Origin of the sequence: Paenibacillus sp. OK003, assembly GCF_900109515.1 — a bacterium.
GTDB classification, from domain to species: domain Bacteria; phylum Bacillota; class Bacilli; order Paenibacillales; family Paenibacillaceae; genus Paenibacillus; species Paenibacillus marchantiae.
The window spans coordinates 35,535-50,397 of sequence record NZ_FOBD01000025.1; the positions used below are offsets into that span (position 1 = coordinate 35,535).

General features: G+C 48.0%; 14 protein-coding genes. All 14 read left to right on the top strand.

Going from position 1 to position 14,863, the window contains the following annotated elements; translation table 11 throughout:
* Positions 1-163: 163 nt before the first annotated feature.
* On the top strand, positions 164-1,657 hold the full coding sequence (gene mazG, locus BMW94_RS27390; protein ID WP_091001855.1) for a bifunctional methyltransferase/pyrophosphohydrolase YabN: 1,494 nt from the start codon (positions 164-166) through the stop codon (positions 1,655-1,657).
* Between the two features lie 303 nt (positions 1,658-1,960).
* Positions 1,961-2,233, top strand: coding sequence for an HU family DNA-binding protein (locus BMW94_RS27395; protein ID WP_017691362.1), 273 nt, complete (start codon positions 1,961-1,963; stop codon positions 2,231-2,233).
* Positions 2,233-2,511: an RNA-binding S4 domain-containing protein gene (locus BMW94_RS27400; protein ID WP_024633720.1), complete on the top strand. Its 279-nt coding sequence runs from the start codon at positions 2,233-2,235 to the stop codon at positions 2,509-2,511. Before BMW94_RS27395 ends, BMW94_RS27400 begins: the two co-directional genes overlap by 1 nt.
* Before the next feature lie 178 nt (positions 2,512-2,689).
* The gene (gene yabP / locus BMW94_RS27405; protein WP_053778920.1) at positions 2,690-2,974 is read left to right on the top strand and encodes a sporulation protein YabP; all 285 of its coding nucleotides are present in this window, start codon (positions 2,690-2,692) and stop codon (positions 2,972-2,974) included.
* A complete protein-coding gene (yabQ, locus tag BMW94_RS27410) occupies positions 2,971-3,540 on the top strand; it encodes a spore cortex biosynthesis protein YabQ (RefSeq protein ID WP_091001856.1) in 570 nt (189 codons plus the stop codon). The genes yabP and yabQ overlap by 4 nt, the downstream gene beginning before the upstream one ends.
* A gap of 12 nt (positions 3,541-3,552) precedes the next feature.
* On the top strand, positions 3,553-3,888 hold the full coding sequence (locus BMW94_RS27415) for an FtsB family cell division protein (protein ID WP_091001857.1): 336 nt from the start codon (positions 3,553-3,555) through the stop codon (positions 3,886-3,888).
* Positions 3,889-4,086: 198 nt separating this feature from the next.
* On the top strand, positions 4,087-4,614 hold the full coding sequence (locus BMW94_RS27420; protein ID WP_024633724.1) for a S1 domain-containing RNA-binding protein: 528 nt from the start codon (positions 4,087-4,089) through the stop codon (positions 4,612-4,614).
* Between the two features lie 502 nt (positions 4,615-5,116).
* Positions 5,117-7,624, top strand: coding sequence for a stage II sporulation protein E (gene spoIIE / locus BMW94_RS27425; protein ID WP_175480871.1), 2,508 nt, complete (start codon positions 5,117-5,119; stop codon positions 7,622-7,624).
* Positions 7,625-7,709: 85 nt separating this feature from the next.
* Positions 7,710-8,462 (top strand): vWA domain-containing protein, encoded by a 753-nt coding sequence (locus tag BMW94_RS27430; protein ID WP_091001858.1) that lies wholly within the window; start codon positions 7,710-7,712, stop codon positions 8,460-8,462.
* The gene (locus BMW94_RS27435; protein ID WP_024633727.1) at positions 8,446-9,393 is read left to right on the top strand and encodes a serine/threonine protein kinase; all 948 of its coding nucleotides are present in this window, start codon (positions 8,446-8,448) and stop codon (positions 9,391-9,393) included. The genes BMW94_RS27430 and BMW94_RS27435 overlap by 17 nt, the downstream gene beginning before the upstream one ends.
* 44 nt (positions 9,394-9,437) lie before the next feature.
* On the top strand, positions 9,438-10,877 hold the full coding sequence (tilS, locus tag BMW94_RS27440) for a tRNA lysidine(34) synthetase TilS (protein WP_091001859.1): 1,440 nt from the start codon (positions 9,438-9,440) through the stop codon (positions 10,875-10,877).
* Between the two features lie 53 nt (positions 10,878-10,930).
* Positions 10,931-11,470, top strand: a complete 540-nt coding sequence (gene hpt / locus BMW94_RS27445; protein WP_024633729.1) for a hypoxanthine phosphoribosyltransferase — start codon at positions 10,931-10,933, stop codon at positions 11,468-11,470.
* 101 nt (positions 11,471-11,571) lie between these two features.
* On the top strand, positions 11,572-13,617 hold the full coding sequence (gene ftsH, locus BMW94_RS27450) for an ATP-dependent zinc metalloprotease FtsH (RefSeq protein WP_091001860.1): 2,046 nt from the start codon (positions 11,572-11,574) through the stop codon (positions 13,615-13,617).
* A 297-nt stretch (positions 13,618-13,914) separates the two neighbouring features.
* Positions 13,915-14,853 carry a quinolinate synthase NadA gene (gene nadA / locus BMW94_RS27455; RefSeq protein WP_024633731.1) on the top strand — a complete coding sequence of 313 codons (939 nt, stop codon included), beginning with the start codon at positions 13,915-13,917 and terminating at the stop codon, positions 14,851-14,853.
* The last annotated feature ends 10 nt before the right edge of the window (positions 14,854-14,863 follow it).

The window sequence follows — 14,863 nt, forward strand, 5'->3', positions numbered from 1 at the left end:
CACACCGTGTCACATGCAAATGCAATTATAGGATAACGTCTAATTCTGGTATAATACGTGTAATTATAGAGCCCTGTTCTGTACGATGTATGGCCCGTCCACGATTGAATTTGATCAAGGATGGAAAGTTGGAACAGGATAGTTCGGATGGAGGCTTATAAAGATGAGTGCAGCTTTGACAGTAGTGGGTCTTGGATCTGGAGATGCAGATCAGCTGACGGTAGGAATCATCAAAAAAATGAAACATGCAGCGACGCTGTATGTACGCACACTGGATCATCCCGTATTGAATGATCTCAAGCAGGAAGGGTTGGAGATGACATCCTTCGATGCCGTCTATGAGGCGAAGGATTCTTTTCCGGAAGTGTACGACGAAATTGCAGACCGGCTGATTGAAGCCGCACGCAAAGGCGAGCCAGGTACGGAGATCGTTTATGCCGTGCCAGGGCATCCCATGGTCGCTGAAGCGAGCGTACGTCTGTTGAAGGAGCGCTGCCCACAAATGGGCATTTCGCTGCGTGTTATGGGCGGGGAGAGCTTTCTGGATGAAGCGTTTATTCGTCTTGGATTCGATCCGATTGAAGGTTTCCAGCTTCTCGATGCCAGCAGTCTGAACACGGAACTGGTGCAGCCACAGCTTCATACCTTGATTGGACAAGTATATGATGTGTTTACCGCTTCCGACGTAAAGCTGTGCCTGATGGACGTTTACCCTGACGATTATCCGGTATTTGTCGGACATGCCTTGGGTGTACAGGGACAGGAGATCATACACAAGGTGCCACTGCATGATCTGGACCGGATTGAAGGGTACGGTAATCTCTCATTGATATATGTGCCCAAAAATACGGATGACGCGCTTCGTCGGCGCTCCTTCGCACGACTGCATGAAATCGTGAATATCCTACGCAGTCCAGGCGGCTGTCCATGGGATCAGGAGCAGACCCACCAGTCGATTCGCAAAAACCTGATTGAGGAAACCTATGAAGTCATTGAAACGATTGATGAAGATGACCCTGATCACATGAAGGAAGAGCTGGGGGATCTCCTGTTGCAGATTTTGCTGCATTCCCAGATGGAAGAAGAGGTTGGCACATTTAATGTGTACGACGTTATTGAAGGATTGAACGACAAGCTAATTTTCCGTCATCCGCACGTATTCGGCGAACAACAGGCAGATAATGCGAATGAAGCGCTGCAAAACTGGGAACAGATGAAGGCAGAGGAGAAAAAGCGCAAGGGACAGGATCTACAGCAGACTTCTGTGCTGGACGGTATTCCCCGCGACTTGCCTGCCTTGATGAAAGGGTACAAATTACAGAAAAAAGCGGCTAAAGTTGGCTTCGATTGGGATGACGTGGAAGGTGTCTTTGCCAAGATTGAGGAAGAGCTGGCAGAGCTAAAAGAAGCAGTGCAGCATAACCAGTCTGCGGAAGAACGGAAGCTGGAACTGGGCGATTTACTGTTTGCAGCTGCCAATGTAGCGAGATTTATTGATACCGATCCAGAGGAGGCGCTTGCCGCCACCAATAGGAAATTCATTCAGCGTTTCCAGTATATTGAGGAGCGTCTGCGTGAACAGGGAAGAACTCCATCAGACAGCAATGTCGATGAAATGGAGCAATACTGGCAGGCAGCGAAGAAGGCTGGATTGTAAAGGGTTCTGGCATTTTGGGCGCTGATCCGATATCATTAGTTGCATCATGCGTATCGTGTCGTCGAAGCATCTCGGGTGGGGTTGCACGAGAAACCGTGTGATTAATGCAGAGGCGTTTCGGGTACTGGACTTAGACTGTTCTTGGGCAGGACCGACAAAAAGTGAAAAAAGTCGAAGACCGAGGCAGGATTTCAGATTCCAAGCCAGAATACATGTGTAGTAACCTTGCGCGGAGCCAGCAGCAGCAGATCTGTTGTCACGGATTCGCAGATACTTTTTTTTCAATTTGGGAGGCTTTTAAAAATGAACAAAACAGATCTGATTAACAACATTTCCACCAAAAGCGGTTTGACTAAAAAAGACGTTGAGTCCGTATTGAACGGCTTTTTGGGAGAAATTACAGATGCACTTGCCAGCGGAGACAAAGTACAACTGATCGGCTTTGGCACTTTTGAGACCCGCAAACGTTCCGGTCGTACCGGACGTAACCCGCAAACAGGGAATGAAATCGTGATTCCTGAGTCCACCGTTCCTGCGTTCAAAGCAGGCAACAAACTTAAAGAAGCCGTAAAATAATGCGTCTTGATAAATTCCTGAAGGTCTCCCGGCTGATTAAACGCCGCACCGTAGCCAAGGACGTTTCCGAACAGGGACGTGTGCTGGTGAACGGACGTGAAGCGAAGCCAAGCGCCGCTGTCAAAGTGGGCGATGAGCTTACGGTTCAGTTCGGTCAAAAGCTGGTCACCGTGAAGGTGGAGCGTCTTGCCGAGAGTACCAAGAAGGATGAGGCGAGCAGCCTCTACACCTTGGTTAAGGAAGAGCCGATCGCCAAGGATAACGGGCTTAACTGGTAACAGGGATGCCTGATATACTTTTGTACAACATTCATTGCAAAATGAAGAGAAACGCCTTTCCCCTTCAGGGAAGGGCGTTTTTGTGTTTCTCAAAATCGGATATGTGCTTTCATCCATCCTTGGTTCTATTCTGAACTTCTGATCCATAAGCTAGGGTTAAGAAGGAGGGGTACATGCCATGGTTGAGCAAAGTAAGACGAAACAGCATCATCTGAGCATGCAGAATCGGAAACTGCTGGATCTGACGGGTGTCTCCAACGTGGAGAGCTTCGACAGTGAGGAATTTTTGCTGCAAACTGAACTTGGGCATCTGACCATCCGGGGGCACAATTTACATATCAAAAACCTGAGCCTGGAGGACGGTTTGTTATCCATCGAGGGCACTGTCAGTTCTCTTCAATATCTGGATCCCGGTTCCCAGTCCAAAAACGGTAAAGGCCTGTTCGGCAAGATGTTCCGATGAGTCCGGATACTCAATGGATCACATTGATGTGGATGCTGATGTCGGGAGCCGTGATGGGGATGGCCTACGACAGTTACCGGGTACTGTCCGGACAGCTGCGGTTCCCGAGATGGAGCGTCCACACGCTAGATCTGTTGTATTGGGTCGCTTCCGCGCTGTTCGTCTTCCGGATGCTGTATGCCGGGAACCACGGACAGCTGCGGTTTTATGTCTTTTTGGGGCTGATTATAGGGGTTTGCTTCTATTTTTGGCTTTTAAGTGTTACAACCCAGCGTTTTGTGGTAATGTTAATTAAACTCGCAAGAACGCTGATTCATTGGTGTGGACATATCCTTAACATCCTGATCGTTATGCCCGTTAAAGGACTTTACAAGCTAGTGCGCGTATTATTTGGTTTCATACTCGCCATACTGTTATTCCTGGGTAAGCTGGTGCTGCAATGTTTGGTACCTTTCGGCAAGTTGTTCCGCTGGATGTTTAGGCCAATCCTGAAACATTGGGTTACGCCGCGTTGGATAATCCGTGCGGGTTCAAGTATCGCAGCGATGTGGAAACGCTGGTTTTAAGGAGGTCCGATAATGGGTAAAACACCTATGAGCAAATCAAAAGCTCCAGCAGGCCAAGGAAAATCTGCAGGTGCCAAAAGGCGTCTCATGCTCTGGATGACCTTTATGGTTGTGTTTATCATATGGGCAGGATATACGTTCCTTGTGCAGACTGCGCAAATTTCGGACAAGAGTTCTCATCTGGCTGCCCAGCAGGCTTCAAAGGAAGAGACCCAGAAGAAGCTGGATCAATTGAAGTACGAAGTCAGTCGGTTGAAGGATCCCGAATACATAGGACAGCTGGCTCGAAAAAAAGGATACTATCTGCCTGAGGAAACACCAATTCAGGTTGAAGAGTCAGGGAACTGATGTAATTTGGCTCATTATCGAGCAAGGATTGTTATCTATATGTCTGAAGCCGTTATACCGGAAAAAATAGGCTACCTTAAGGGGTAGTGCTCAGTTGACCTTGGTTTGCGGCATAAGGTATAATTAAATTAGCACAGCATTGATTTTGGCATTCAAAAAATCGGGTTGTATATTTTTAAGGGAGGATCATTTTATTCTATGGCAATTGAAGTGGGCACCAAGTTAGAGGGCAAGGTGACAGGCATCACGCATTTTGGAGCATTTGTGGATCTGTCAGGAGGTGTCACGGGTCTCGTTCACATCTCGGAAATCGCCGACAATTATGTCAAAGATGTCAACGACCACCTGAAGCTTAATGACCTCGTTACCGTTAAGGTCATCAACGTTGACAAGGATGGCAAGATTGGGCTTTCCATTAAGCAAGCTGTTGACAAACCGGTTGAGCAACAAACACAGTCCAGACCCCCAAGAGCTCCTAGACCGGAACGCAGTGGAGGAGATCGCGAACGATTCAGCGGTGGAGGCCCAAGTGGTGGCCAAGGCCGTGGCGGCGGTGGTGGTGGTTTTAACCGTGACCGCGGAGGCCGTTCTTTCAAGCCCGCAGCAGGCAAACCTTCATTTGAGGATAAAATGTCACGCTTCCTGAAAGATAGCGAAGAACGGATCTCTTCGCTGAAGAAGAACACAGAAGGCAAACGTGGTGGCCGTGGAGCCAAACGCGTGTAATCTGGTTCAACCTGATTTAAAATATAAGAAAAACCGTTAGCCTTGGGGCTGACGGTTTTTTTGTGTTTATTTTTAGTTTTGGAGTTTAACCGTTCAGATATAGACAATTAACCGGATTCATAGCCGTTTTTGTAAAGTGAAGCTCCATATCCCCAGTTTTTCTGCACAGGAAAAAAAGTACATAAGAACATTTGTCGTCTACCATTTTTTACCGACAGGTTTCCGTGGCATTCCACAGGTATCCTGCTCAAATCGTGGCGATGACGAACCGCGTCCGGTTCAAAATCAGACAAGTGCCCTGTCGGCAAGGGTCGTGGCAAATGGATGAAACCACAATAAGGCCGGGGGTTCCGCACCACCGCGCCGCGTCTGTTTCTTTTGTCGTAAAGTTTTTGGACCCTACCCACCAATTGTGACAAACTACGTCTTCTATTCTATCTATAATCAGAACCATCGAGAACGAAACACGAAAATTAAATTAATCGAATGGGGTGCCTTGAGGATGATGGAAAAGTGGAATGTCATTCAATTTCCGGGAATGAAAGCTGGTAAAGGAGGTACAGAAGCTCGGGAGGAGCTGTCGGTACGTCTCAAACAGTGGATTAGCTCCCGCAAGGCCGTCCAGATCGTTGCTGCACGTAAATGGGTGCTGCTGCTTACCTTTATGGGATTTTTACTGGGTAAGGCCATGATTCTGAATGAATTATCACCCTTTGCGATTGCTTACTTTGCGGTTATCGCCTTCATGCGCAGGGATTATATTATTCCGGTAGGAGCTGCGTTGCTGGCAGGAAGTCTCTTCGCCCCGTTTCCGGTACCTCTGATTGTTGCTTCGGAGCTCGCTATCTTCTATCTGTTGTTCAGAGGACTGGAGTCTTATGACCGCGCTGAATTATCTTATGCGCCAACGATGGTGTTTACGACTACTTTTATGGTCAAGTTATTCGCCGTCGTTATTGGGCCGTCTTTCAGCTGGTACGCCATGCTAATGCTCACGATGGATTCCGTACTCAGCTTTGTGCTTACCTTAGTTTTCATACAGGCCATACCGATCTTCACGTATCGCAAAAAAAAATTCAACCTAAAGAACGAGGAGATCCTCTGTCTGATCATCTTGCTGGCTTCCGTAATGACGGGGGCGGTGGGCTGGACGATCCAGTCCCTGTCTGTAGAGCATATGCTCTCTCGTTATCTCATTCTAATCTTCGCGCTGGTGGGCGGAGCCCCCCTCGGAGCATCGGTTGGGGTCATTACTGGCCTCATTCTGAGTTTGGCCGATATGTCGGCGGTATATCAGATGAGTCTGCTTGCTTTTGCCGGTATGCTGGCGGGTATGCTCCGGGAAGGAAAACGTGCGGCGGTTGCTCTGGGCATGCTGCTAGGTTCCTCTATTCTATCCATATACCTGGGTGGACCGGGAGATGTCATGAACTCCTTATGGGAGACATGCGCAGCCATTGTTCTGTTTATGTTAACGCCAAAAAGTATGCTGACGGCCATCTCCAAATATGTTCCTGGTACGCAGGACCACACGAAATCGCAGCATGAATATGCGAAGCGGATCAGGGATGTCACCGCAGAGCGGGTTACCCGCTTCTCGCAGGTATTCCGTCAGCTGTCACGCAGCTTCGATCAGATGTCCGGCGCGGGGGAGCCGGTACAGAACGATGGCGGGATGGAGCATTTTATGAATGCTGTAGCCGAAGGCACATGTTCAGGATGCTTTAAGAAGGCGCAGTGCTGGGATGCAAAGTTTATTCAAACCTATAAATATATGACCGATGTGATGAGTTCCATTGAAGCCAATCCGGAGATGTCAGGCAAGCAGATTCCGGTGGAATGGAACAGGGTATGTGCGAAGCCGGAGGAGGTACTTGAAGTGATGCGCGCCCAGTATGGTCTGCATCAACATAACATGCAATGGAAACGTCAGATTATAGATAGTCGTCAGCTGGTTGCAGAGCAATTATCAGGAGTATCCCAGGTGATGGAGGACCTGGCCAAAGAAATTCAACGGGAAAGTGAGGAGATGGTACAGCAGGAGGAGCAGATTCGGGATGCGCTTGAGTCGTTAGGTCTGTCCATACATTCTATTGAAATCATTAATCTGGAAGCGGGGAATGTGGAAATTGAGATTGTTCATGCCTATACACGGGGATTTGACGAGTGCCGGAAAATGATCGCTCCGCTGATCTCGGATGTACTGGACGAGCATATTGCCGTCTTGAATGAAACGATGCTTGACCCTCGCCAAGGGCTGGCGACAGTCACCTTTGGCTCTGCCAAAACGTTTGAGATAACAACGGGTGTTGCCGCTGCCGCCAAAGGGGGAGATGTGATGTCCGGAGACAGTTTCAGTACAGTTGAACTGGGTAATGGCACCTTTGCGGTTGCGCTCAGCGATGGCATGGGCAATGGAGAACGGGCACGCATGGAGAGCAGTGCTGCGCTTAATATATTGGAGCAGTTATTACAGTCGGGCATGGATGAGAAGCTGGCGATCAAATCGGTGAATTCCGTTCTGCTGCTTCGTTCTCCTGAAGAAATGTATGCAACGGTGGATATGGCTCTGATCGATGAATATACGGCAGAGACCACGTTTATGAAAATCGGATCGACTCCAAGTTTTATCAAACGAGGGCAGGAGGTTATCCAAGTATCGGCGAGCAATCTGCCGATTGGAATAATCAAAGATATTGAGGTGGACCTGGTAACCGTACAGCTTCAGCCAGGGGATATTTTAATTATGATGACAGATGGTATCTATGATGCACCGGGGTATGCCGTCAACAAAGAACTATGGATGAAGCGACTCATTCAGGAAATTGATAGTGATGATCCTCAAGAGGTAGCGGATTGTCTGCTTGAAAGTGTTATTCGTTACCAGCAGCATGAGATCTATGATGACATGACTGTAATTGTAGGCAAAATAGAACATTATCGCCCGGAGTGGGCCACATTGAGAGTACCCGGAATAAGCCGGATGGAGCGTCCGCGCACCGTTAGTTAATTGCATATTCCTCTGTTTGAAGTCTCTTCATTCTGGCAATGCTAGTCATAGAGTTGGAGAGTAACCCAAAACGGAGGGATATCGGATGAAACAAATCTTGTTGATCACCGACGGTTGTTCCAATGTAGGTGCAAGCCCGGTGCTGGCGGCGGCGGAAGCGCGGGAAGAGGGAATTACGGTCAACGTGGTCGGTGTTATTGATTATGGAACCATTGGTGAGTTGGGCAGCCGGGAGATCAAGGATATAGCCAAAGCCGGAGGTGGGATCAGTCAGATCGTAGGCACCAGACAGCTTGCCCATACGATGCAGATGATGACAAGAAAAACGGTGGTTCAGACCATTCAACAGGCGGTTAATAGAGAGTTAACACAAATTCTGGGAGAGCACGAGCCGAAAACGGTAACAGACCTTGAACCGGCTAAACGTGCGCAGGTCGTTGAAGTGATGGATGATATGGCCGAGACAACGCCACTTCAGGTCGTGCTTCTCATTGACGTAAGTGCCAGTATGAAGCCGAAGCTTGCTGCTGTGGAGGAAGGGATTCGGGATTTAATGCTTAGCTTGCAGGCACGTATGGGTCAGAGCCATCTTTCCGTCTTTCATTTTCCAGGACGACATAGCGGAGAAGAAGCTGTCATGGACATTGACTGGACAGCCGATCTGAGCCGTGTTCGTTCACTATTTGGACGTTTGCAAATGAAGGGAGCGACGCCGACAGGTCCTGCGATTCAAAGGGTGATTGATTTTTACCGTTATGGTACACTGGAGGAACAGCAGGAAATAGAAGGGAACTATCGCATTGAAAGAGAAGGGATGCTCGGTGACAACGTTGTCTGACGCCTCTTTCCCGCCAGGAACAGTCATCACAGGGAAATGGAATCGCAGCCGTTATACGATTCGGAAGCTGCTGGGCAAAGGAGCCAACGGCATCGTTTTTCTTGTCCAGCGGGGTGAGAATGGCAAACATTATGCGCTTAAAATGGGATTTGACCCAGTAGATCTGCAATCGGAAATTAATGTGCTCAAATCTTTTCAATTACAGCGTAATCATGAGGCCCTTCGGCAGAGTGGCATTCCTTCTTATCTGAAAGATGTGGATGACTACGCCATTCGTGGTCGTGATATTCCCTTTTATGTGATGCGTTACGTTCGGGGGGAGTCCCTGCACCACTTCATCCGGCGTCAGGGAACGGACTGGACACTTCTCGTTGGACTCAGACTATTGCAGAAGCTGGCTCAATTGCATCAGGCTGGATGGGTGTTTGGCGATCTCAAACCTCAAAATGTACTGGTATCGGATTATGGGCAGGTAGAACTTATCGACTATGGTGGAGTGACTTCTATCGGCCGGAGCGTCAAGCAGTTCACTGAATGGTATGATCGCGGATTCTGGAATGCAGGCAGCCGAACAGCAGATGGTACCTATGATGTGTTTGCTTTTGCGCTATTATTGATTCATGTACTTGAAGCTGATGCACTCAAAGCGCTGGCTGCAGAAGGATTACCCCAACTGCGAAGTGTGAACCAGCTCACAGCTCTCGTGGAGCGCAGCGAACGTCTCCGCCCTTTTCGAAACTGGACTATTCAGGCATTACGAGGTCAATTTCAGGATGCAGGACACGCGGCTAAGGTTTGGAAAGAGATGATGGCACGCCCTTCTCCTCTTCGTCGCCGTTCCAAAAGTACGACACCGCGTTGGCTCAAGAATGCATTTGCTGTATCCGTTATATTACTTATTGGGGTACTCATCTATGCACTGCGATTCTGACCTGTGAGCGTGCATATACATAACGTAAGGAATGAGGAACAGGTATGGAAGCTTTACGCTGGAACAAGCTGGTGAATAACGTGCTGGATGCAGCGGAAGAGCATCAGTTATGGGTTCCCGGGGATCGGATTGTCGTCGCAGTATCGGGCGGACCGGACTCGGTAGCTTTTTTGCATATCATGCATGAGATCAGTATCAGGCATGTCCCGCTGGAATTGATCTGTGCCCATGTACATCATGGTTTTCGGATTGAATCCGATCATGAAGCCGAGATGATGAAGGAACTTGCGCACCGGCTTGGCATTGCATTTGAATGGGTGAAGGCCGATGTACCTTCTTATATGAAGCTTACTGGTCAAGGTTCTCAGGAAGCCGCACGCAACAAGCGATATGAGTTTTTGCATGAAGTGGCTGCCAAATACGATGCGGCGAGTATTGCACTAGCCCATCATGCCGATGATCAGGCAGAGACGGTTATGCTCCATTTGCTGCGTGGAAGTGGTCTTTCCGGACTCGCGGGAATGAAGTTTAAACGGCGAGAAAAAAATGTGGAACTTATTCGTCCATGCCTTCGTATAAACAAGACAGACCTTGTAGAAGCTTGTAATACCCAGGGTTTTCTGTATTTTAATGATGAAAGCAATTCCCTGCGTAAATATCGGCGTAATGCCGTTCGCTTGGATGTGCTTCCTTTTTTGGGGCAATATAATGGACAGTTGACGCCGTCTTTGAATCGACTTGCCGAAATTGTGGGCGATGAAGACGATTTCATGGAACAAGGTGCATATGACGCATACAGGTGTCTAGTGCAGGCGAACGGCGGAAGGCAAACCTTTGAGGTGCCTTCCTTTTTGAAGTTACATGTCGCTTTACAACGAAGGTTGATTAAACTAATATTGAATTATCTGCCTTTGGACAGTGATTTTGTCGACTTTACCCGTATTGAAACCATTCGGCGCAAGGTCATTCAGCCTGACGCGACGACCTGGAGCCTGGATATAGGACAGACACTCGCCTGCACCCGGGAGTATGATCTGATCTCTTTCGGCATACGGACTGACGTACAGGATCAATCTTACGAATATCGTCTTGCTCAATGGAGCGGAACTTATGAGCTTTCTCTCACGGAAATCGACCGACATGTTCGGCTCGTTCCGATGAGTCCCGAGGACTATCATGTACCGGAATCGGCGGATCATGCCGCATTTGATGCGGATCAACTGCTTATGCCGCTGGTTGTGCGTTCACGGTTACCTGGAGATACCATGAAAGTGATGGGATTAAACGGAAGCAAAAAGGTGAAAAATATTTTCATTGATGAGAAAATTCCCCCTTCTGTCCGTTCACGGGTTCCCGTGGTATGTGATGGAGCAGGCAATATCATCTGGTTACCGGGTGTTCGCCGGTCTAGTGTAGCTCCTGTCAGGGAGAATACTTCCGCAATCCTGTACATGACTGTAGGCGATTCAGCGATTCAGGGGTAGTGGTTATGGTTCAGGTAAGGCTTTCATATGTATAACTTAGGAGGTTCGCACAGTTGCAGAACGACATTCAGGAAGTATTGATCAGTGAAGAAGAAATTCAGAGTAAAATCAAGGAATTAGGCGCAACAATAAGTGCCGAATATGCAAATCGCAATCCTTTGGTCATTTGTGTGCTCAAGGGTGCGTTTATATTTATGGCTGATTTGGTTAAGAACATTACGGTACCTGTTGAGATGGATTTCATGGCCGTATCGAGTTATGGTGCTTCCACCAAATCTTCCGGCGTGGTCAAAATCATTAAGGATCTGGATGAATCCGTTGAGGGACGCGAGGTTCTGATTGTAGAGGACATTATTGATAGTGGACTCACGCTCAGTTATCTGATCGAACTCTTGCAGAACCGCGGTGCTGAATCGGTCCGCGTGGTTACGCTATTTGACAAGCCTTCAGGTCGCAAAGTCGAACTTGAAGCCCATTACACCGGCTTTGACATTCCGGACGCATTCATCGTTGGCTATGGCCTGGATTATGCGGAGAAGTACCGGAACCTCCCTTACATCGGGATTCTGAAACCGGAAGTTTACAGCAACTAATGCTTAAGCTAGTTCCAAGCCCATATCTGTTGGTGGCTTCTGTTGAGAAGCCATGTCGGGCTATGTTAAAATAATTAAAGTGTCTCGAGAGGAGGTAGGGGATGAATCGGTTCATCCGGAATTCTGGTTTTTATTTGATTCTTTTTTTAGTTGTGGTGGGGATAGTCCAGTTCGTCAGCAATGGCGGCGAAGCCACCGATAATCCTAGATATGATCAGTTGCGCACGGCAATCAAGGCCAACAACGTCTCTGAATTGACGGTTCAATTCAACGGTCAGACGTACCTCGTGACCGGTCAATACAGAAAGATACCTGACGGGGCCAAATCAGAAAATTTCTCAACGTATATTCCTCCTACGGATGAGGCGATTAGTGAGCTTGTAGCTGCAAGCGAAACGAACAATTTTGAATATCATCAGGAACCTATGAAAGGTGACAGCATCTGGTTGACGTTGCTGACTTCCTTTATTCCTTTGATCATTATGTTCCTGCTGTTCTTCTTCCTGTTTAATCAGGCTCAAGGCGGCGGCGGTAAAGTAATGAACTTTGGTAAAAGCCGTGCTCGTCTCTATAACGAAGAGAAAAAACGGGTTACGTTTGAAGATGTTGCGGGTGCTGACGAAGAGAAACAGGAGCTTGTTGAAGTCGTGGACTTCCTCAAGGACCCTCGTAAATTTGCAGCAGTAGGTGCGCGGATTCCTAAAGGCGTATTGCTTGTAGGTCCTCCGGGTACAGGTAAAACCTTGCTCGCTCGTGCTGTTGCTGGTGAAGCGGGTGTACCATTCTTCAGTATTTCCGGTTCTGACTTCGTTGAAATGTTTGTCGGTGTCGGTGCATCTCGTGTACGTGATTTGTTTGAAAATGCGAAGAAAAACGCCCCATGTATCATCTTTATCGATGAGATTGATGCTGTAGGACGTCAGCGTGGTGCTGGCCTTGGTGGTGGTCACGACGAACGTGAACAAACACTCAACCAGTTGCTCGTTGAAATGGACGGATTCGGAGCCAATGAAGGTATTATCATCGTTGCTGCAACGAACCGTGCTGATATTCTGGACCCTGCCTTGCTGCGTCCAGGACGTTTTGACCGTCAAATCACGGTTGATCGCCCTGACGTGAGAGGTCGTGAAGCGGTTCTGAAAGTACACTCTCGCAACAAACCACTCACCAAAGATGTGAAACTGGATATTATTGCGAAGCGTACAACCGGATTCTCTGGTGCAGATTTGGAAAACCTTCTGAACGAAGCGGCGCTGCTTGCGGCACGTCGTAACCGTAGGGATATTTCCATGAAAGAGGTAGACGAAGCGATTGACCGTGTCATCGTTGGTACGGAGAAGAAAAGCCGTGTTATCAGTGACCGTGAAAAACGTATTGTTGCTTATCACGAAGCAGGTCATACCATTGTAGGTTACTTCCTGGAACATGCCGATATGGTACATAAAGTTACCATTATTCCGCGCGGACGTGCGGGTGGATATGTAATCATGTTGCCAAAAGAAGATCGTATGCTTGTTACCAAGCAAGAATTGCTGGACAAAATTACTGGACTCCTAGGCGGCCGTGTTTCCGAAGAACTGTTTATTGGTGAAATCGGTACGGGTGCATACAGTGACTTCCAACAAGCGACGGGCATCGTCCGTAGCATGGTTATGGAGTACGGTATGAGTGAGAAGCTGGGACCTATGCAGTTCGGTAGTTCGCAGGGACAGGTATTCCTGGGTCGTGACATCGGTCACGAACAGAATTACTCGGATTCCATTGCTTACGAGATTGATCAGGAAATGCAGCGCTTCATTAACGATTGCTATGAGAAGTGTAAAGACTTGCTCGTTAAGCATTCGAAGGAAGTGCATCTGATCGCTGAAACATTGCTGCAAGTGGAGACACTGGAAATGGATCAGATCAAGCAATTGATCGAGACCGGTTCTTTGACTCCAAAAGATGAAAGCAGCAATGATGGTGAAGGTACGCCTAGTGAAGGTGGAGAAGTAATCGTCGATAACATCGGTGATGTACGTGTCCGTATCCAAGGCAAAGATGAAACGCCTGAGCCACCAGCCGGAGATATTCCTAACGAAGCTCCGAATCTGGACAAAGGAAACAGCAATGACCCGGATGATGGTGGAACGAAGCCAACGTCTTAATTTATATCAACCATCTGTTTATAGTGGCAGATGAAAAAAGAGAGCCTTCGGGCTCTCTTTTTTATATATTCCTTTAAATTGTATAGATAATGATAACGGGGAGCTATAGGGCGAACCACGTAGGAAATGGGCGGTTATGCCCTTGTTCTGGGGCGTTTTCATTTATTGACAGAGTCGTGAACGTTGTGTACATTAGGTGTTAAACCGCTTGTGATTCGTTTCTCAAGCGAAAATAACGACTTGGATTTGCCATATGAAACAGCGTATAAGGCTGTCCCGATAAGGAGAGGATCACAGGTGGAAGCTCTGGCTTTAGAGCGCAAGGCTGAGATGAACCGGGAGCTGCGCGAGCGGCTGATGGAGTTGAAGAAGGAACGTAATGCCATTATTCTTGCCCATTATTATCAACGTGACGAGGTACAGGAGGTCGCTGATTTCCGAGGAGATTCGTTTCTGCTTGCTCAGAAGGCAGCGCAGACCGATGCGGATGTTATCGTTTTCTGCGGGGTTCATTTTATGGGTGAAAGCGCTAAAATTCTTGCCCCTAACAAAACGGTTATCATCCCCGACGAGCGTGCAGGCTGCCCAATGGCAGACATGGTGAACGTTGAAGGCTTACGTAAATTGAAAGCACAGCACCCGAACGCTAAAGTTGTAACGTACATCAATTCTTCAGCTGAGATCAAGGCAGAGACCGATATCTGTTGTACTTCGGCCAATGCTGTCAGAGTCATTCAATCTGTTGATTCCGATGAAATCATCTGGGTACCGGATAAAAATCTGGGACATTATGTGCAACAACATACAGACAAGAAAATGATTATATGGGAAGGCTACTGCAATACCCATGATATGCTGACGGTCAAAGACGTGGTTGAAATGAGAGCGAAGCATCCAAATGCCGAATTCGTTGTTCACCCGGAATGTCGTCCTGAGGTTGTAGAGATGGGTGATTTCGTAGGCAGCACGACCGCTATCCTGGAATACTGTAAGAATTCGTCCGCTAAGGAATTTATCGTAGGCACTGAGGATGGTACAGGATACCAACTGCGTTTGGATAGCCCGGACAAACAGTTCCACTTTGCTACCAAGTTCCTTGTATGCCCGAATATGAAGGTGAACAACTTGAAAAAGCTGGTTAAATGTCTGGAAACGATGAAGCCACAAATTTACGTGCCACCGGCTGTTGCTGACAAAGCCAGAGAATCACTAGAGCGCATGTTACTGGTGAAGTAGCATGCGCTAC